Genomic DNA, 17,354 nt, shown 5'->3' with positions numbered 1-17,354 from the left:
AACTAATGAGCAAAAAAAGAGTAATAGTAATTGGTGGTGGACCAGCTGGAATAATGGCAGCTTTAAAAGCTTCTAAAAATAATGAAGTTTTACTTATAGAAAGAAATGATGATATTGGAAAAAAGCTTAAACTTACAGGAGGCGGAAGATGCAATATAACTAATAATAGAGATATTGAGGATTTCTTTGATAAAATAGTTACAAATAATAAGTTTTTATATAGTGCTTTATATAATTTTTCGAATATTAATCTTTTAGAGTATTTAAGTGAAAGAGGATTAGAATATAAGGTTGAATTAGACCAAAAAGTTTATACAAAAAGTGATACTGCTGAAGAAGTAATAGGTATTTTTAAAAAAGAATTAAAAGAAAGTGGAGTAAAGACTTTATATAATACAAAGGTTTGTGATTTTTTAATAGAGGATAATGAAATAAAGGGAGTAATAACAGAGAAAGGAGAAAAAATTTTAGGAGATAAGGTTATAGTAACTACAGGTGGAAAAAGCTTTCCTAATACAGGTTCTGATGGTTTTATGTATGATGTGTTAAAAAAACATGGTCATACAATAACTAAAATACATGCAGCCTTAATACCTCTTGTAACTAAGGAGAGTTTTGTGAAAAATCTTCAAGGGGTAGCTATGAAGGATGTTGTTGTTTCAGCTAAGATAAATAAAAGAAAATATGAAAAGTTTGGTGATATGATTTTTACTCATTTTGGTGTATCAGGTCCTGCTATACTGAAATTATCATCATATATTACTAAGGCCTTAGAAAATGGGGAAGTATCTTTAAGTTTAGATTTTTTAAGGGATAAATCTAAAGAGGATATTTCAAAAATAATGAGAGAGAATAAAAATAAGACTGTATTAAATAATTTAAAGGGAATTCTTCCTCAAAACTTTTTAAAGGAAATTTTTGAACTTTTATCTTTAAGTGAAGTTAAGGCTAGTGATTTAAAAAAAGAAGATGAAAATAAAATAATAAGTTATATTAAAGATATGAAGCTTACTGTATTTGAAACTTTAACTATAAAGGCTGCACAAGTAACTTCAGGAGGAGTTAAAACAAAGGAGATAAATTCTTCTACAATGGAGTCTAAGCTTATAAAAAATCTTTATTTTGCAGGAGAAGTTATAGATATAGATGCAGAAACAGGAGGATATAATCTTCAAATGGCTTTTTCTACAGGCTATTTAGCAGGAAGTGATTTTTAAGGGTATTAAATTTAAATTTATCATATTAAATTTAATAAGTTTTAGTATTAAAAATTTTTTATAGGATAAATTAAAAAGAGAAATAAAATACCTTTAAAAGGAGAGAAGTAATTATGCTATATGACTTTAAAGTTAAAGATGTCTTAGGTGAGGAGATTCCTTTAAAAAATTATAAAGGAAAGGTTCTTTTAATAGTTAATACAGCTACAGGATGTGGATTTACTCCACAATATGAGGCCTTAGAAGCACTTTATAAAAAATATAAAGATAGAGGATTTGAAATTTTAGATTTTCCTTGTAATCAATTTTTTGAGCAGGCTCCTGGAAGTGATGAAGAAATTCAAAACTTTTGTAAAGTTAACTTTGGAACAACCTTTAAAACTTTTTCAAAAGTCTCTGTTAATGGAGAAGATGCTTGTGAACTTTATAAGTATTTAAAAAAGGAAGCACCTATGGCAAAGGAAGATACAAAGTCCTTAGAGTTTTATGATAAATTAAAATCTTTAGGCTTTGAAACAGAGGGAGAAGAGATAAAGTGGAATTTTACTAAGTTTTTAATTGATAAAAAAGGAGATGTAGTAGCAAGATTTGCACCTACCTTTGAACCTAAAGATTTAGAAAAAATTATAGAAGAATTACTAGAAGAATAAAAAAATACCTATGCTTTTTAGCATAGGTATTTTTTAGCTTCTTTATGATTTAAATTAAAGCATCTTAAAGAGGAATTATATTTTTTAATGCTCTAATTATATTTATTCCTAAAAAATCCGATAAAATAAGTATTATATTATATATAACTAATAAAAAGTTGAATAGCTTTATTAGTTTATTTATTATTTTTTCACTTTTTGAACCTGTTTTGATTTTAGCTATTTTAAAATTAGCCTTACAAGGATATAAAAGTTCTATTCCTTCAGAGGTAAGAAAATCTAAGAATAAATGAGATATATATCCTAAGACAAAGCCTATGGAAATTACTAAAAATATAATATTATAATTGCTTACATTTAATATTACATAGCAAAATAAGATTATTAAAGAAAGACAAAATAAGCTATGAGTAAAACCTCTATGTCTACATTTACTTCCAATATGTTTTGATAAGAAAGGATACATTTGACTAATTGATGATTTTCTTTGGTCTATATCAGGAAAGATTGAGCCTATGTAAGAAAAATGAAAAAACAAAGCTATAAGTAATATTTTATAAGCTATTTCATAAGGAAATAGAAATAAACTTAAAAGAGTATTTAGCATTAACAAGGAAATGCAAACCCCGCCTGTTTTATGTGTTTCTTTTGTCATAAAAACTCCTTTTAATTTAGTTTTCCTTAGTTTATATTAAAGATATTATCATAATATGCAAAGTTCATAAAGAAAAAAATAAAAATCCTAAAAAATAGAGTGGACAGTTCTATTTTTAGGATTAATAGTTATGGTGGTAATTTTATGTAAGGTTATTACTAAATTAAAATAATAAACTAAGCAAATAATTATTTATATCTAACTTTTAACTGTGGGATTAATAATTAAACATTAAAGGTGAAAATTAATAAAACAAAATCTATTTAAGTAAAATATCAATCTCTTTAATCAATTTATATAAAAATATAAATTTAAATTATAAGGGAGAAAAAGAGTTTGTAATAATTAATTTTATTTTAAAAATAAAATATTGTTTTAGTAATTTAACAGCTTTTATAAATAAATATTTACATTAGCAATACCATAAATGTATTTTATCAGTAATTTAACTCCTAGAAAATACACTTTGCATAACTGGTCAAAAAACATGCAAAACTGGTCATATTATAACTTTTGTAATCTTTATAATAGGGAAATTTATTATAATTATATTTAATAATATTATAAGGAAGTTATTTTAATAATATTTATATGATTAAATAGGATTATATATAAAGTATTAGTAATAAATTAAAAAATTGACAATGAGTAAAAAAAGTAATATCCTTAATTTTATGATTATTGAACAAAATGGAATGGAGTATATTTAAAGAGTTAAAGGGAGTAACTATGAATAAATATGATGTTTTAAAATTGGAAAATCAAATATGTTTTAGGTTATATGCAGCTTCAAGGGAAGTTATAAAAAAGTACAAGCCTATATTAGATAAGTATAATTTAACTTATACTCAATATTTAACTATGATTGTTCTATGGGAAAATGAGAAAATTACTGTTAAAAATATTGGTGAAAAGTTACATCTAGATTCTGGAACTTTAACACCACTTATAAAAAAGTTAGAAAAAATGGACCTTGTAATAAAATATAGGTCAAAAAAAGATGATAGGGTTGTTATAGTTGAATTAACAGAGAAGGGAAGAGAATTAAAAGATAAAATGATAGAAGTTCCAAAGAAAGTATTTTGTACTTTAGGAATGGATGAAAATCAAATTTTAGAACTTAAAAAAGATTTAGACATATTATTAGAAGCAATAAAATAAAAGGATGTATAAAAATACATCCTTTTATTTTATATTAAATTATTACTTTTTATCATCATCTTTGTTATTATTAACTTCTACGTCTATTACATCTACAGAATCTCCATTTGAGCTTATTTCTTCTACTTCTGTAACTGTTCCTTCAGAAGATAGAACTTTTTTTGATAAAACATTTTTTTCATATCTTCTATAGATTATCCAAGCTAATAGTCCAAATACTATAGGACCAGATACTTGGAACATTACAGCTACATAGTCTTTAGTTTCTGCTGTAAGAGGTTGTATAATTGTAAATACATTAGCAAATCCAACTGTTAAGGTTACTATTACAGACCAGATTAAAGCACTCTTATAGTTTTTATAAACTTCAAATGGTTTTGCAATATCTTTTTTCTTTTTAAAGAATGGGAATGCAAAGGATAAGAACATGTAAGGTAAAGTCATAGCAACATTTCCCATAAGAATTAAGTAGTCGAAGAATTTAGATGAATCTTCTCCACCCATTGAACAACATAAAACAAATATAATAACTGTTATACATTGAATCCACATAGCTGTAGCTGGCATATTTTCTTTATTTAATCTTGTCCATTTTTCTGGCCATATATCTTTAGGTGTACCTTCTATTAATTGTTTTAATGGAGAGTAACTTAAAGCAAAGAATGCACCTATAAGTGCTAGGAACATTGAAAGTCCTATAAATCTAGCAAAGAAGTTACCAAGCATTGTACAAGCTTCTATGCTTAGTCCAAGTGCTTCACCTATATAAAAACCAAGGTTATTTACAATAATATAAGCTATATTAGCCATGTTTACATCAGGACCAGTTAAATCTCTATTCCAGTTTACAAAGAAACCAATACATAAAATACCTATAGCATAACCAATAACGATTACAAAAGCTGATATTTTTATACCCTTAGGGAAGTTCTTTTTAGGATTTTCTGTTTGGTCAACTAATCCACCTACAACTTCAATACCACCATAAGCAAAAATAGCAAAAACTACAAATCCCAGAACCCCTATAGGAGACTGATAGGCTGGATTTGGAGAATGAATAAATTGTTCAATATTAAATCCTTGTGCAGCTTGGAAACCGTTACTTGCAAGTACAAAGAATCCACCAGCTATTAAAACTATATTAGCTAAAGCAACAACAGTTCCACCTATAGAAGTAATTTTTGATATTTTATTTAATCCTCTAGAAGAAACAAATGTTATTGTAATTAATAATATTATAGCTAAAACAGCCATTGCACGAGGTCCTGTTAATCCAAAGATATTCCAAGTTGAAGTTGTATCTTTTCCAAAGAATACATTAGACAAAGGAATCCAAATAGATGAAGAAACTGATACCATCCATATTAAGTTTGAAGAAAACCACATAAAGGTTACTATAAAAGCAAATTTAGGGTTAACTGATCTAGCCATCCATGAATAAATACCACCCTTTTCTTTTCTGAAAGCTGCGCCATATTCAGCCATCATGAAAGCATAAGGAATAAAGAATAAAATAGCTGATAAAATATACCATATGATTCCACTATAACCCATAAGATAGAAAGTTCTTGGCATGTTAGTAAAGCCATAAACTGATGTGAAAATCATAAGAATTAAGGCTGTCAGTGTTAATTTGCTTTTTTCTTTTGATTCCATATAAAATCACCTCTCATATATACTTTTAAAATCTTATTTTTCTTAAGTATACAAATAATAAAGATTAAATTAAAGTAAAGTATCTTAATAAATTAATGATTTGTTAACAAAAAGTAAATAAAAATAGTCGTAAAAGTATATATTTTTATAAAATAAATAAATATTTAATGGATTTTATATAAAAATAATAAATTTACCAAAATTTATAAAATTAATTTTTATTTATAATATGAACTAAAAATTAAAGAGTTAAAAATTAAAGAAAGGCCTTTCTTATTATATATTATATTCTTTTTATTTTAGAAAAGAACTTAAAAATAAATAAGGTACAACTTAATTTAAAAAAACATATAATTTATATATATTTATTTTTAGGTGATTAAATGACCTTAGAAAATCAAAGATATTTATGGATTTTAGGTGCTTTTTATTTTTTATTTTTAAGTTTTATTTTTTTAATAAAAGGTTCAAAGCTAGGCTGGTTTACCATTATAACTTTTATAATCTTATGGTTTAGTTCTTTAAAGGTTAAAAATTCCTTAAAAAAACATAAGTCCTTTAATTATTAAAATTTAGGTTTTAGATTTTTTACTTAATAGTATTAATTTTTTAGAAAGGGGGGAAGTTGAGGTTAGCTTTATAAAGGAAGTTACCTAAAAAGTATGAAATATAGAGTAAATAGTTTAAATAGTAAAAAAACAGCTATTTTAGGGTTAAAGGATTTAGAAGAAAATTTAGATTTTTTTATTGAAAGAACATTAAAATGTAATCCGAGGTATGTTATTTTAGGAAGTAATTCTATTTCCTTAAATGAAAAAATATTAAGGGCTTTAGGGGATTTAAATTGTCCTAAAATTTTAATAACTAAATTTAATTATAAATTTAAAAATCAAAAAGAAGCCTTAAATAGTATAAAACTTATTAAGTTATTAAATAAAGAAAATACTGCTGTATTATTAAATTCCTTAAATGACAGTAATTTTATATTAACTGATAAAATAATTTATTTAAGTTCTAAAGGTTTATTTGAAAATTCTTCAAATAATAATGTTTTATTTGAGGTTATTAATTCAAAAGATTCTAATTATATTTTATGGAAAGAGGAAATTCTTTTATTTCTTAAAAATTCTTTATTAAGTTATAAAAGCTATGAAGAAAAAATAGCAATAAATAATAACTTAGAAAAAGAAAAAGAAAATTTAAAGAATTTTATTTTAAAAGATTTTTCTTCTTTATTTAAGAAACAGGAAAAATATAGGTATTTATTAAATCTTTTAGAAAGTATAGAAGAGGAGATTTTAAAGGGCTCTGATATTTATGATTTTTCGAGTAAGGAGTTTTTTATTTTAATAAAGAGAAATAAGAAAATCTTAAAGAAAATAGAAACTTTAAAAGAAGAAATATTAAAAGAGATATTTAAAAAGTATGAGAGTAGAAAATATAATAATTTCTCAATAGATTCTTTAAAAAAAGAGTTTGATAGCTTTTTAGAAGAATTATATATTTGGCTTTCTAAGGAAAATCTTTTTAAGGATTTATCATTTAAATGGAGAGAAGAGGGGGTACTAGATTTTTTATTAAGAGCGTATAGCAAAAATGATAAGCTAATTTTAGATTTTTATAAAAGCTTATCTTAGAAGAAAAATTTTTAAAATAAAAATTTTGATAAAATAAAAGCTCTTATAAATATTTATAAGAGCTTTTATTCTTTTTATTCTGGTAAAGCTAAATTACAAGTTGATAACATGTCAATAGTTTTGTTTACATCTTTTTTTACTCCTGCTAAAATAACTAAATCCTTTTCTTTTAAAATAGTATTAGCCTTAGGCATAAATTCATTATTATCTCTAATAATTGAAAAAATTCTGCATCCTGTAGGCAATTTACAATCCTTTAAAGCTTTTCCTATATACCAAGTGCTACTTATGAAAACTTCACGAATTATAATTTTTTCTTCCTTTTCTTCTAAAGGATTATTTTCTATTTTTAAGTTTATTAGCTTTTCAAAAAGGATAGGGAAACAAATACAGGTAATTACAGTTGTAACTACAAAGGCTGAATAATCAGCTAAATTTATATAACCTAGATTTAAGGCTATTTGAGCTCCTACTATAACTAAGCTAAGTTGTGCTGTTAAAATCATAGAAGCAGCTAAAGAGTTTTTAGTTCCATATTTATTTTTTAATAAAAGAGAAGGAATTAATTTTACTAAGAAAAATATTAAAATAAATATAGGGATTTTAAGAAAAGCCTTTGGATTTTCAAAAACATCTTTTAAATTTACATTAACTCCAACCATTATGAAAAATATAGGAATTAAAAATCCATATCCAACAACATCTAATTGGTGAGATATTTCTTCCTTTGCCTTTCCTACCAATAAGGAGAAGACCATTCCAGCTAAAAAGGAGCCTAAAATTATTTCAGAGTCTACCTTTTCTGCTACTGCTACTAAAACTAGTACAAGAACAAAAGCACCTCTTACACTAAGGTGAAGGTTTTTAAAGGTAATTGTTGAAAAGTCGTGTACTTTAAAAATAATTTTTGATAAAAAATATACTATTACTGCAACTAAAAATATTATTAAAAAAGTAAAGCTTTTAAAGTTTAATCCATTTATATAAATGGAAGATACAAAAGTAATACCTATTAAACTTACTAGTTGAGTTATTATTCCAAAAACAAGTAATGTTTGCCCATAGGAAGTGCTTATTATATTCTTACCCTTTAATATAGGTACAAGAAGTCCTGGTGCTGCAGAGGTAAAAAGCAATGCAAAAAATATATAACCCTTTGATATTCCAAGAAATTTTAAGGAAAAGGATAAAATTATAGCTGTTAATATAGAAACAATAAACATTTTTATACTTGTAAAAAGTTTAGAGTCTTTTAGTTTTTCTCCTTCCTTTAATTTAAGTTCATCAAAGTCTATAGCAAGACCACTTAAAAACATTAAATAAGCTAAGCCTAGATTTGATAAAAATAAAATCCAAATGTCTGGTTTTATTATATTTAAAAAGCTTTTTCCTAGAAGTATTCCTATAAAAATTTCACCAACTTGATAGGGAATATTAACCCTTTTTAATTTAGAAACTAAAAAGGGTGTAAAGAAAGCAACTATAGATAGAATTAATAGTGAATCATAATTTATAGTTCCGCTCATAAAATAAATCCTCTCTTTTTCTTTAGTTTATATTAAATTTAAATATTTAAGTTCATATATAAGGATTTTTTCTCTTGAATCATATTCGTATTTTTCAGGAATTTTTATTTCTCTTTTTAAAGAGAAAGGAGTATAGTTTTCTAAATAGAATATATAGTCTTCAGAGGGATAATAAAGTATTATGTTTACCTGTCTTTCAAATTCGGAAATGGATTCTAAAATATTTTTAAGAACCTTCATAAAAATTTGTTCTGAAAAGGGATTAAAAAAATAAAATTTATTATCCTTAGGAGAGATTTTATAATCTTCAGCAAAAATATTTAAAAAATTTATTTTATCCTCTCTTATTTTATTTTGCGACAAATAACTTTTTTTATTTTCTAAACATTTATTAAAGTAATAGGAGTTCATTTCTATTCCTGTAACATTAAGGTTAAAAAAATAATTAAAGTAAAAATTAAGTCTTCCTTTTCCACAACCAAAATCTACTATAGAATCTTTTATTGAAAATTCTTCTTCTTTAGAAAGAAGTTCTAATATAGAATAAGAGGTAGGTTCATACCTGTTATAGTGAAGAGAATCATTAAAGTTTTTCTGCTCACCAGAGGTTTTTATCTTTAGTAATTTTTCAAAATATTGTTCTTCCATTTTTCTTTCCTTAATCAATTATTTAAATTTATATGTATCAGTATATTATGTTACTTTAAATTGGGCAAGGTAATTTTTAAGAAATACTTAGTTAATATAAAATACCCTTAGTAAAAAGTGAAAAAAGCTAAGAATATGACCTATAGGTGTTCTTGGTTAAAATTTTATAATTAGATAAAATAAAAAGGAATGATTAAAATACAAAAGATATTTAGGAGGACTAATTATGAGGAGCAATTATCATACCCATACATATAGATGTAATCATGCTAAAGGAGAGGTTTTAGATTATGTTAAAGAAGCAATAGAGGCTAATATAGATGAGATTGGGATTTCTGACCATATGCCTCATCCAGGAAAAAATATAGATAACTATCATAGAATGGCTTATGAGGACTTAGAAGATTATTTTAAAAAGATAGAAGAAGCAAAAAAAATATATGGAGATAAAATATCCATAAGAGCTTCTATAGAATGTGAATATTTTCCTGATTTTCATTGGCTTTATGAAGAATTAAAGGATAAATATAAAGTAGATTATTTAGCCTTAGGAGTTCACTTTTTTCCTTATAATGGGCAATGGGTTTATATAGGAGCTATAGATTTAACCCCTGAAATATTAAATATTTATGCAGATTTTGTAGTTGAAGCTATTAAAAGTGGGTATTTTTCTTATTTAGCTCATCCTGATTTGTTTGGAATTAGTTATAGAAATTGGGATAAATATTCAATTGAAGCCTCTAGAAAAATTTTAAAAGCTGCACAAGATTTTGGTGTAGTTCTAGAAATAAATATAAATGGGATGAGAAGAAAAAGAATAAAATACAATAATGGAGAAAGATATCAATATCCTATAAAAGAATTTTGGGAGTTATCTAAAGAGTATAATGTTAAAAGAATAGTAGGCATAGATGCACATAATCCTATAGAAATGAAAGATTTAGATAGAGGTTTAGCTTTTGCGAAAGAAAATGATTTATGTGTTATAGATAAATTAAACTTTTAAATAAAAGGTAGAAGCTTAAAAGCTTCTACCTTTTATTTAAAAATTTTATGCAAGTAGGAGAGGGAATAGAAAAATCATTATTTATAAGTTTTAAAGTTCCATCACTATTTTTAAAATATATAGTTAAATTATTAGACCTTTCATTAGCTATTATTAAAAAGTTATTACAAGGGCTTATTTCAAAATCTCTAGGGAAATCTCCATGAGAACTATAGTGATTTATAAGTGACAATAAACCACTTTCTTCATTTATTTTAAAGGCAGATATTCCATTAAAGCCTCTATTTGAAACATATAAAAACTTATTGCAAGGGCTTATTTTTATAGCAGAACCAAAATTTTGTCCACCAAAACCATTAGGAAGTACATGGAGATACTGAATAAGTTTAAAGCCCTTTTCACCTAGGTATTTTAAAATTATAATTTCTGAGCTATATTCACAAATTACATAAGCAAATTTTCCATCCTTTGAAAATACTATATGTCTAGGTCCACAACCTTTTTTGCAAATAAAGCTTAAGTTTTCAATGTATGTTAAGATTTTATTAGAATTTAATTTAAAAAGTTCAATTCTATCCATTCCTAAATTTATAGCACAAATAAATTTTTTATCAGGAGTTAAGGATGCATAATGCATTTTTGAATTATCTTTATGATAAAAGGAACTTAAGGATTTATCTATGTCAAAATTTTCATTTAAAGAATATGTATTTATTGATTTTTCATGGTAATTACTAGAGATTATTAAAGATTTATGTGGAATTATATTTATATGACATGGTTTTTTTCCTTGAAGTAAACTAGCACCTGTTAATTTTAAGGAATAATCTTCTTCTATATTATAAGAAGCAACTCCACCTAAGGTATCTAAGGAAAAAGGATTTCCAACAGCATATAGTTTGTTTTTATGAATGCATAGATAGGTTGGATTTCCAAATCTAGCAACTGGACACAGCTCATAAAGTTTTCCATTATCTGTATCTAAAGATAGCTTATATATTCCTTCACTAGCCCCATTTGTGTAAGTACCTATATATGCAATAGATTTATTCATTATTAAAAGCCCCCTTTAGGTTTATTATATTGTTAAATTATAAATTTATTTGTATTATATAAGATATATTAACAAATTTTATAAATAATATTAAATATTATTTGTTATACCATATAAAATAAAAATAGTAAAGATTATAATAGATAAAAGTGTATAAAGGTTTATTCTTTATTTTTAATGGAGGATTAATATGAAAAAGACTATAGGGATATTAGCTCATGTAGATTGTGGAAAAACAACCTTTTCAGAGCAACTTTTATATCATACAAAAAGTATAAAAAATAGAGGTAGAGTAGACCATAAAAATTCTTATTTAGATAATAATAAAATTGAAAAAGAAAGAGGGATAACCATTTATTCTGAGGTTGGAAGATTTTTTATAGAGGAGGATGAGTATTATCTTATAGATACTCCAGGTCATATAGATTTTTCACAAGAAATGGAGAGAGCTATTAGTGTTTTGGATTATGCAATTTTAATTGTAAGTGCAGTAGAAGGGGTTCAGGGGCATAGTGAAACAATATGGGAATTGTTAAAAAAGTACAAAATACCAACCTTTATTTTTATAAATAAGATGGATAGAGAAGGAGCAGATATAAGTAGAGTTTTAGATGAAGTCAAAAAGAAACTTACAGAGGATGTTATATTTTTTTCAAATAAAATAGAAGAAGAAGTAATTGAAGAAATAGTAGAAAGAGATGAAGAATTATTAACTTTATACTTAGAAGGAAATTTAGAAAAGAAAAAATTATTACATAATTTAAAAAAATTAATAAAGGAAAATAAAGTGTTTCCTTGCTTATGTGGCTCAGCTTTAATTGATGAGGGTATAGAAGAATTTATAAAGTGTTTTCATAAATTAACTTTTACTAATTATGAAGATAAGAAAGGAAAATTTAAGGGAAGAGTTTTTAAAATAAAGCATGATGAAAAAGGAAACAGATTAACCTTTATAAAAGCTTTAGAAGGAAAGTTAAAAACTAAAGAAGAAATTGCATATTTAAAAGAAACTAAAGAAGTTTTAGAAAAAATAAATGAAATTAGAATATATAATGGAAGTAAATATGACCTTGTAAAGGAAGTTTATGCAGGAGATGTATTTTCTATTGTAGGAATAAAGTCTTTAGAAGCTGGAAATGGAATTTCAATAGAGGATATTAAAGCTTATGATATGGTGCCAACTTTAAAGGCTAAGGTGATATATAGGGAAGGGTTAAATCAAAAGGAAGTTCTTTCTTGGTTTAAAATTTTAGAAAGTGAAGATAATACTCTAAGCCTTTCTTATGATGAAAGATTAAAGGAAATTCATATAAATATTATGGGGAAGGTTCAACTAGAGGTTTTAAAGGAAGTTATAAAAGATAGATTTAATGAAGAGATAGATTTTGGAACACCAGAGATTTTGTATAAGGAAACAATAGAAGAAGTGGTAGTAGGATATGGTCATTTTGAACCCTTAGGACATTATGGAGAAGTTCATTTAAAAATGGAGCCTTTAAAAAGAAATTCAGGAATAATATTTGAAAATAAGTGTCATACAGATGATTTAACAATTGGAAATCAAAATTTAGTAAAGACACATATATTTGAATGTGAGCACAAAGGTATATTAACAGGCTCTCCTATTACTGATATTAAAATAACTTTATTAACAGGGAGAGCTCATAATAAACACACCTCTGGAGGAGATTTTAGAGAAGCTACAAAGAGGGCTTTAAGACAAGGCTTAGAAAGTGTTAAAAACAAACTTTTAGAACCTTATTACAAATTTAAAATAGAGGTTGATATAAACTTAATAGGAAGAGTAATGACTGATATTCAAAAAATGCATGGAAATTTTAAGGAGCCTATTATAGGAGAAGAAAGAGCTATAATTGAAGGAATAGGACCTGTATCTACTTTTATAAATTATGGTTTAGAATTTCAATCCTTTACTAAGGGAAAAGGGGGACTTTCTCTTAAGTTTTATGGATATGGGCTTTGTCATAATGAAGAAGAGGTTATTGAGAAAATAGCTTATGATAAAAATGCAGATATGGATTATACATCAACTTCTATTTTTTGTTCAAAAGGACAATCTTATTTAGTTAAAGGGGAAGAAGCAAAAAATTATATGCATTGTTTAGTTTAATTAAGAAGATAATTTTAAAAAGTTATATAATTAGACAAAAATATTTAGCTTAGTTATAATTTATAAAGAAAGTTTTAAACTGTTTAAGATGAATTAGTTTTCTATGAGGTGGAGAGATGGAATTAATAAATATTTATGACGACTATAAAGAAATAAATAAAAATTACGTAAATTTTATAGAGGAGATAATAAATAAAAATTTTGAAGGCTTTAGTCATGATTTTATACTTAGTAAATTAGAAAGTTTTCAAAAATCTATAGAGGATTTAAAGATTAAAACTGATACTTTAGAAGTGGATGAAAAGGACAAGGATAATTTAAATGATTTAAGATATTTAATTGTAGATACTTTATTTTTAACCTTTGACTTAAATAACTTTTTTAAGTTAAAAGAATTTGAAAGGTTTAAAATGAGATTTGTAAATTATATAAATAAAAGAGCTAGAGAAGAAAGAATGAAGTTATTTTAAAATAATAAAGAGAAGCAATTTTGCTTCTCTTTATTATTTAGTAGCTACAGGAGGAGTAAACACTCTAGAAGCTAATTCTTCATCCATCATATATAAAGCTGCAGGGTTGCCTTCTGATCTTCTAACTTTCTTTAATAATGAATGGAAGTTATTTTCTTCTTCAACTTGCTCATCTATAAACCATTTTAATAAGCTCATAGTAGCATGTTCTTTTTCTTCAAAAGCTATATCAGCAAGAGCATAAATTCTGCTTGTTACTAATTGTTCATGCTCATATCCCTTTTCAAAGGCTTCAATAATATTAGCAAATTCAACTCTAGGTTTATTTACTTGCTCTAATTCAACAACACCATTTTTTTGGAATATATAGTCATAAAACTTCATTGCATGGAATAATTCCTCTTGAGCTTGAACTCTAAAAAAGTTAGCAAAACCACTTAAATCTACTGATTCAGCATAAGCTGCCATAGCTAAATAAGTATATGAGGAATAGAATTCAAAATTAACTTGGTCATTAAGTTTTTTTAATAAATTTTCACTTAACATATATGTACACCTTCTTTTAATTATTTCTATAAAATAATTGTATTATTAAAAGGAAAATTAATCAAACTAATTTATAAAAATTATTAATAGAAATTAGTAGTCTATTAATAATAGATTGCAGTATCTTGAATTTACTTTATAATGCTTAATTTATGTAAATTTTTCTTCAGAAGGTAATTTTCCCAAGTGTTTTTTATAGGTTTTAGAAAAATATGATAAATTATTAAAGCCACTTTTATAGGCACTTTCAGAAATTGTATATCCATTATAAATTATTAAATTTCTTGCATTGAGGCATCTTAAATTATTTGTATAATCTAAGATAGTTTTACCTGTTAATTCTTTAAAGACACGACAGGTATAATATTTACTAAAGGATACATGTCTAGAGATATCCTCTATAGAAATATCCTCTTTAAAATTATCATTTAAATAACTTATTATATTTTTTACCATTAAAATTTTATTGTTTTCCTTAAGAGGTAAGAGGTTTATATTATTATTTGAATACTTTCTTTTAAGATATATTAGCATTTCTAAAATTTTTATTTTTATGGATTCTTTAAAGTAAAGGTCTTGATTGGTAAACTCTGCTTCTATTTTTTCAAAATTTTCTTTTATGTATAAATCATCAATTAAGTTTTCAAGCTTAAAATCAGTAAAGTTTTTTAAATTCTCTTTAAGAAAATTATTGTCTATAATAAGACAATAATACTTACAAAAAGAGGATTTTTTTTCTATAGAATGTAGTTCTTTTGAGTTTACAATAACTGTATTAAAGGGTTTAATATTTATTTTTTTATTGTTGCAGTAAACTAAGGCCTCACCAGATAAAAAAAATAATATTTCTAAACCTTCATGATAATGCATAAAATAGCTAGGTCTATTATCATCTAAAATATCACAATGAAATATTATAGGGAATTTTAAGTCCTTATGACAATGATTTTCGTATATATAATTTTTCATAAAACCTCCTTAATTGAAAGCAATATTGTATTAAAAAATGGCAAAATTATTACTTAAAGATAAAAAGTAATTTTATATAATAATAGTAAACATTTAAATTCTTTATAATTATTATATAAAAATCTTTTTTAAAGTAAAGGGTTTATTAGGGGGAATAATATATGCATTTAATACCGAGACCAAAAAACATTTTAAATAAAGAAGGAGAGTTCTTCATAGAAAGAGATACAGAAATTATTTTAAGTAGTGAGTTATCCTTTGAAAATTTAAACTCTGCATTAATACTTAAAGAGGAAATAGAAAATTCCTTAGGATATAACCTTAATATAAATAAATTATTTATTGAAAAGGATTATAATAATTCAATAATTTTTCAAAAGGTTCAATTTGAAGAAGAGGAAGAGTATAAGATTGAAATAAATAAAGATAAAATAATAATAAAGGGAATGGATAAGGGACTTTTTTATGGATGTCAAAGTTTAAGACAACTTATAAGAGAGTTTGGTGCTTGTATTCCAAGTATGATAATAGAAGATTCTCCATATTTTAAATATCGTGGTTTTTATCATGATGTAACAAGAGGTATGGTACCAACTTTAGAGACTTTAAAAGAATTAGTAGATAAAGCAGCTTTTTATAAAATAAATCAACTTCAATTATATATAGAACATACCTTTGCTTTTAAGGGAATGAGTGAAGTTTGGATGGATAAGGACCCTTTAACTTCAGAAGAAATATTAATATTAGATAAATATTGTTTAGAAAGGCACATAGAGCTTGTACCGTCTTTATCTACCTTTGGACATTTATATGAAGTTTTAAGAAGTAAGTCCTTTAAAGAACTTTGTGAATTAGAGGAGATAGATTGTGAGTATTCCTTTGTAGATAGAATGGCTCATCACACCTTAGATGTTACAAATCCTAAGAGTTTAGAGCTAGTTGAATCAATGCTTTTAGAATTTATTCCTTTATTTACTTCAGATAAATTTAATATTTGTTGTGATGAAACCTTTGATTTAGGAAGAGGAAAAAGTAAGAATAAAGCAGAAGAATTAGGTGTTGGAAGAATATATACTGAATTTTTAAATAAGGTTTATAACATTGCAAAGAGATTTAATAAAAAGGTTATGTTTTGGGGAGATATTATAGTTGGATATCCTGAACTTTTAGAATATATACCAGAGGATTTAACTTGTTTAACTTGGAATTATCATCCTCAAGCTAATGATGTAGCACCAAGAATTATAGCTGAAAATAATAAGGTTCAATATGTTTGTCCTGGCGTTTGCGGATGGAATATGCTTATGAATCTTATAGAAGGTTCCTTTAGTAATATAAGAAGAATGGTTAACCATGGAATAAAATATGGAGCTATAGGAGTTTTAAATACAAACTGGGGCGATTATGGAAATATAAATTTATTAGAAAATTCAATTCCATCTATGATTTATGGAGCTAGTCTTTCATGGAATCCAAGGGAAGAAGATTTTAATGAAGTCTTTAAATCAATATCAATTATGGAGTTTGGAGATAAGGCTATAAATGTAGTTTCTTTAATGAATAAGTTATCTAAAAATCAAGTTGCAGGATGGGGAGAACTTGTTAGATGGAAAGAAAAATTTAATAAGAGAGAGGAAACAAGAGAAGAAATTAAAAATATAGATACTTTAAAGCTTTTAGAAGGATATAATACTTCTATAGAGGTAAGAAAAGATTTTATAAGAATGCTTAAAGAGGTAGAAAACAAGGAAGCTATTCAAGGATTTATCTTATCTTCAAAGGGCTTAGAAATTTTAAATAAAATTTTCATGGTAATTCTTGAAAGAGAATTTAATAAAAAAAGCTTAATAGAAATTAATAAAAATAATTTAGCTAAGGAATTAGAGCTTTGGTTTTATGATTATAAATCAGTTTGGAGAAAATCAAATAAAGAGAGTGAATTAAATAGAATAATGGAAGTTATAAAATATACCTGTGATTATTTAAGAGCGTAGGGGAATATAAGGGCTAAACAAAAATAAATTAAAG

Annotated in this window: 15 protein-coding genes; 8 read left to right on the top strand and 7 right to left on the bottom strand. The window is 25.0% G+C overall.

All coding sequences use genetic code 11. From position 1 onward, the window contains the following. Positions 1-5 precede the first annotated feature (5 nt). Together AC4FQV_RS05480 and AC4FQV_RS05475 are read left to right on the top strand one after the other, a co-directional pair. Positions 6-1,217, top strand: a complete 1,212-nt coding sequence (locus AC4FQV_RS05480; protein ID WP_491138264.1) for a BaiN/RdsA family NAD(P)/FAD-dependent oxidoreductase — start codon at positions 6-8, stop codon at positions 1,215-1,217. 113 nt (positions 1,218-1,330) lie between these two features. Beyond that, on the top strand, positions 1,331-1,867 hold the full coding sequence (locus AC4FQV_RS05475) for a glutathione peroxidase (protein WP_491138265.1): 537 nt from the start codon (positions 1,331-1,333) through the stop codon (positions 1,865-1,867). Positions 1,868-1,931: 64 nt separating this feature from the next. On the opposite strand, the gene AC4FQV_RS05470 is transcribed toward AC4FQV_RS05475, so the two are convergent. After that, complete coding sequence (locus tag AC4FQV_RS05470; protein WP_491138266.1) at positions 1,932-2,522, bottom strand: metal-dependent hydrolase; 591 nt, start codon at positions 2,520-2,522, stop codon at positions 1,932-1,934. 729 nt (positions 2,523-3,251) lie between these two features. Here AC4FQV_RS05470 and AC4FQV_RS05465 point away from each other — a divergent pair. Further along, complete coding sequence (locus AC4FQV_RS05465; protein ID WP_491138267.1) at positions 3,252-3,683, top strand: MarR family winged helix-turn-helix transcriptional regulator; 432 nt, start codon at positions 3,252-3,254, stop codon at positions 3,681-3,683. Positions 3,684-3,725: 42 nt separating this feature from the next. On the opposite strand, the gene yjeM is transcribed toward AC4FQV_RS05465, so the two are convergent. Beyond that, entirely contained in the window at positions 3,726-5,339 is a 1,614-nt protein-coding gene (yjeM, locus tag AC4FQV_RS05460) for a glutamate/gamma-aminobutyrate family transporter YjeM (RefSeq protein WP_491138268.1), read from the bottom strand. Positions 5,340-6,001: 662 nt separating this feature from the next. On the opposite strand from yjeM, the gene AC4FQV_RS05455 reads away from it, so the two are divergent. Continuing rightward, positions 6,002-6,976, top strand: coding sequence for a hypothetical protein (locus tag AC4FQV_RS05455; RefSeq protein WP_491164868.1), 975 nt, complete (start codon positions 6,002-6,004; stop codon positions 6,974-6,976). Positions 6,977-7,050: 74 nt separating this feature from the next. Here the strand turns inward: AC4FQV_RS05455 and AC4FQV_RS05450 are convergent, their stop codons facing one another. Together AC4FQV_RS05450 and AC4FQV_RS05445 are read right to left on the bottom strand one after the other, a co-directional pair. Beyond that, complete coding sequence (locus AC4FQV_RS05450) at positions 7,051-8,502, bottom strand: cation:proton antiporter (protein ID WP_491164866.1); 1,452 nt, start codon at positions 8,500-8,502, stop codon at positions 7,051-7,053. 27 nt (positions 8,503-8,529) lie between these two features. Beyond that, the gene (locus AC4FQV_RS05445; protein ID WP_491164863.1) at positions 8,530-9,150 is read right to left on the bottom strand and encodes a methyltransferase; all 621 of its coding nucleotides are present in this window, start codon (positions 9,148-9,150) and stop codon (positions 8,530-8,532) included. A gap of 226 nt (positions 9,151-9,376) precedes the next feature. Here AC4FQV_RS05445 and AC4FQV_RS05440 point away from each other — a divergent pair, with 226 nt between their 5' ends. Continuing rightward, the gene (locus tag AC4FQV_RS05440; protein ID WP_491138272.1) at positions 9,377-10,156 is read left to right on the top strand and encodes a histidinol-phosphatase; all 780 of its coding nucleotides are present in this window, start codon (positions 9,377-9,379) and stop codon (positions 10,154-10,156) included. 25 nt (positions 10,157-10,181) lie between these two features. On the opposite strand, the gene AC4FQV_RS05435 is transcribed toward AC4FQV_RS05440, so the two are convergent. Continuing rightward, the gene (locus tag AC4FQV_RS05435) at positions 10,182-11,210 is read right to left on the bottom strand and encodes a lactonase family protein (protein ID WP_491138273.1); all 1,029 of its coding nucleotides are present in this window, start codon (positions 11,208-11,210) and stop codon (positions 10,182-10,184) included. Positions 11,211-11,400: 190 nt separating this feature from the next. Here AC4FQV_RS05435 and AC4FQV_RS05430 point away from each other — a divergent pair, with 190 nt between their 5' ends. Together AC4FQV_RS05430 and AC4FQV_RS05425 are read left to right on the top strand one after the other, a co-directional pair. Next, positions 11,401-13,341: a GTP-binding protein gene (locus AC4FQV_RS05430; RefSeq protein WP_491164860.1), complete on the top strand. Its 1,941-nt coding sequence runs from the start codon at positions 11,401-11,403 to the stop codon at positions 13,339-13,341. Between the two features lie 116 nt (positions 13,342-13,457). Then, positions 13,458-13,811, top strand: a complete 354-nt coding sequence (locus AC4FQV_RS05425) for a hypothetical protein (RefSeq protein ID WP_491138276.1) — start codon at positions 13,458-13,460, stop codon at positions 13,809-13,811. 33 nt (positions 13,812-13,844) lie between these two features. On the opposite strand, the gene AC4FQV_RS05420 is transcribed toward AC4FQV_RS05425, so the two are convergent. Both AC4FQV_RS05420 and AC4FQV_RS05415 read right to left on the bottom strand, forming a co-directional pair. Continuing rightward, the gene (locus AC4FQV_RS05420) at positions 13,845-14,357 is read right to left on the bottom strand and encodes a ferritin (protein WP_491138277.1); all 513 of its coding nucleotides are present in this window, start codon (positions 14,355-14,357) and stop codon (positions 13,845-13,847) included. A 150-nt stretch (positions 14,358-14,507) separates the two neighbouring features. After that, positions 14,508-15,326, bottom strand: coding sequence for an AraC family transcriptional regulator (locus AC4FQV_RS05415; RefSeq protein ID WP_491164857.1), 819 nt, complete (start codon positions 15,324-15,326; stop codon positions 14,508-14,510). Positions 15,327-15,487: 161 nt separating this feature from the next. On the opposite strand from AC4FQV_RS05415, the gene AC4FQV_RS05410 reads away from it, so the two are divergent. Next, positions 15,488-17,320: a beta-N-acetylhexosaminidase gene (locus AC4FQV_RS05410; RefSeq protein WP_491164854.1), complete on the top strand. Its 1,833-nt coding sequence runs from the start codon at positions 15,488-15,490 to the stop codon at positions 17,318-17,320. Positions 17,321-17,354: the final 34 nt, after the last annotated feature.

It is taken from the genome of Clostridium sp. TJA038 (assembly GCF_058310255.1).
The sequence above is the reverse complement of the archived record's forward strand: the minus strand, read 5'-3'. Positions and strand labels throughout refer to the sequence as shown.

What these genes read in the sequence shown, in the direction of transcription:
- AC4FQV_RS05480 (WP_491138264.1), top strand. Translation starts at nt 6, where the DNA reads ATGAGCAAAAAAAGAGTAATAGTAATTGGTGGTGGACCAGCTGGAATA.
- AC4FQV_RS05475 (WP_491138265.1), top strand. Translation starts at nt 1,331, where the DNA reads ATGCTATATGACTTTAAAGTTAAAGATGTCTTAGGTGAGGAGATTCCT.
- AC4FQV_RS05470 (WP_491138266.1), bottom strand. Translation starts at nt 2,522, where the DNA reads ATGACAAAAGAAACACATAAAACAGGCGGGGTTTGCATTTCCTTGTTA.
- AC4FQV_RS05465 (WP_491138267.1), top strand. Translation starts at nt 3,252, where the DNA reads ATGAATAAATATGATGTTTTAAAATTGGAAAATCAAATATGTTTTAGG.
- yjeM (WP_491138268.1), bottom strand. Translation starts at nt 5,339, where the DNA reads ATGGAATCAAAAGAAAAAAGCAAATTAACACTGACAGCCTTAATTCTT.
- AC4FQV_RS05455 (WP_491164868.1), top strand. Translation starts at nt 6,002, where the DNA reads ATGAAATATAGAGTAAATAGTTTAAATAGTAAAAAAACAGCTATTTTA.
- AC4FQV_RS05450 (WP_491164866.1), bottom strand. Translation starts at nt 8,502, where the DNA reads ATGAGCGGAACTATAAATTATGATTCACTATTAATTCTATCTATAGTT.
- AC4FQV_RS05445 (WP_491164863.1), bottom strand. Translation starts at nt 9,150, where the DNA reads ATGGAAGAACAATATTTTGAAAAATTACTAAAGATAAAAACCTCTGGT.
- AC4FQV_RS05440 (WP_491138272.1), top strand. Translation starts at nt 9,377, where the DNA reads ATGAGGAGCAATTATCATACCCATACATATAGATGTAATCATGCTAAA.
- AC4FQV_RS05435 (WP_491138273.1), bottom strand. Translation starts at nt 11,210, where the DNA reads ATGAATAAATCTATTGCATATATAGGTACTTACACAAATGGGGCTAGT.
- AC4FQV_RS05430 (WP_491164860.1), top strand. Translation starts at nt 11,401, where the DNA reads ATGAAAAAGACTATAGGGATATTAGCTCATGTAGATTGTGGAAAAACA.
- AC4FQV_RS05425 (WP_491138276.1), top strand. Translation starts at nt 13,458, where the DNA reads ATGGAATTAATAAATATTTATGACGACTATAAAGAAATAAATAAAAAT.
- AC4FQV_RS05420 (WP_491138277.1), bottom strand. Translation starts at nt 14,357, where the DNA reads ATGTTAAGTGAAAATTTATTAAAAAAACTTAATGACCAAGTTAATTTT.
- AC4FQV_RS05415 (WP_491164857.1), bottom strand. Translation starts at nt 15,326, where the DNA reads ATGAAAAATTATATATACGAAAATCATTGTCATAAGGACTTAAAATTC.
- AC4FQV_RS05410 (WP_491164854.1), top strand. Translation starts at nt 15,488, where the DNA reads ATGCATTTAATACCGAGACCAAAAAACATTTTAAATAAAGAAGGAGAG.